This window comes from Mucilaginibacter sp. P4_G9 (genome assembly GCF_056400985.1).
Map to the genome: position 1 here is coordinate 1 of NZ_JBFUKF010000733.1, position 1,430 is coordinate 1,430.

Annotated in this window: 2 protein-coding genes; both read left to right on the forward strand. The window is 31.9% G+C overall.

Going from position 1 to position 1,430, the window contains the following annotated elements; translation table 11 throughout:
• Positions 1 to 650: glycosyltransferase (locus AC1DPZ_RS27160; RefSeq protein WP_477409390.1), on the forward strand; the 650-nt coding region annotated here is incomplete at its 5' end.
• Positions 651 to 1,026: 376 nt separating this feature from the next.
• On the forward strand, positions 1,027 to 1,430 hold a 404-nt coding region (locus AC1DPZ_RS27165; RefSeq protein WP_477409392.1), incomplete at its 3' end, for a hypothetical protein.

Sequence of the window (1,430 nt, forward strand, 5' to 3'; positions counted from 1 at the left end):
AATATATTGTGATTGACGGCGCCTCTATAGATGGTACTAAAGATATTATAAATAAGTACGATAAATATATTACTCATTTTGTATCGGAGCCAGATAAGGGGATAAGCGATGCATTTAATAAAGGGATAAACCTGGCAACCGGCCAATTGATTGGCTTATTAAATGCCGACGATTATTATAACCCTGATACAGTTGAATTAGTAGCCAAAAAATATATTGAAATAGGTTGTCCCGATAAAACTATTTTTCATGGACACCTGAGGGTAATATATCCCAAACGAACAGAAATTTACAGACCTGGAAGTTTATTAAGATTTAGATTTGAATTACCGGTATGGCACCCAACGTTGTTTGTTACTAAAGATGTTTATGAAAATTACCGATATAATTTAGATTATAAAATAGCCATGGACTACGAGTTACTTAGCCGGGCATATGCAGATAATTGCTGTTTTGTTGCAATCCCCAATGTGTTAAATAATATGTTTGGTGGTGGTATAAGTAATGTAGCAGCCATAAAGGGATTTAAAGAAGTTAAAAGAGCTTCTCAAAAAAATCTTAACGTCAACAGGCTAACAGCAAATTTTCTGTTTACTTATCGCGCATTGTTGTATAGGGTGATGATGATTAAAAGAACACTGTTTAGATAATATGGCTGTGTCAATTATATTTTACCTATTTTATTTTGTACTATGCCTTATAGTACCATTAGCAAGTATTTATAAGGTAAATACGAAATTAATCTTAGTTGCCATTTTATTCGTTGCTCAGTTTAATGCTACTACATTTTTTAGGGCCGGTATAACTATAGGCTTTTTTGAGGTAGCTATTTTGATAACCTTTATTTGTATACTGGTAAAATTTACGATAAACACCAATAGAATATTCATTTCAAACTCCGACAAGGTTTTTATTAGTTTTCTATTTTTTTCAATTCTAAGTATCATCGTTGCAAGCTTTCGTGTCTTTTTTAAAGATATTGTTCCTTCTAATGAATACGATACCTCACCTGTAATAAGGAGCATAATGTCACTTAATAAAGTGATCATATTTGTACCGGTATTATTATTCATCAGGAATTACATTTATAATAAAAACGACAATTACGAGCTCTCTAAAAGCGCCTTTTTTTACATTTTAGCGCTATCAGGTATTGTCCCCTCATTGGCTGTAATATTTCAAACTTTAAATGTCGGGTTTCGATTAATTCACAATAATCCCTCCTTTGGCGAAATATTCCATATCGAAACATATAATAATGTAAGGCCGGTAGGATTATCTAATGAAGCCTCTTTTTTTGCATATAGCCTTTTCTTTAGTTATATGGGCGTGATTGAAGTATTAATTAGAGATAGCAGAAAAAAAAGATTAATGATTGGAATTATTATATTTTATTGGATAGCACTTGTATTAACAGTTTCCCGTACTGG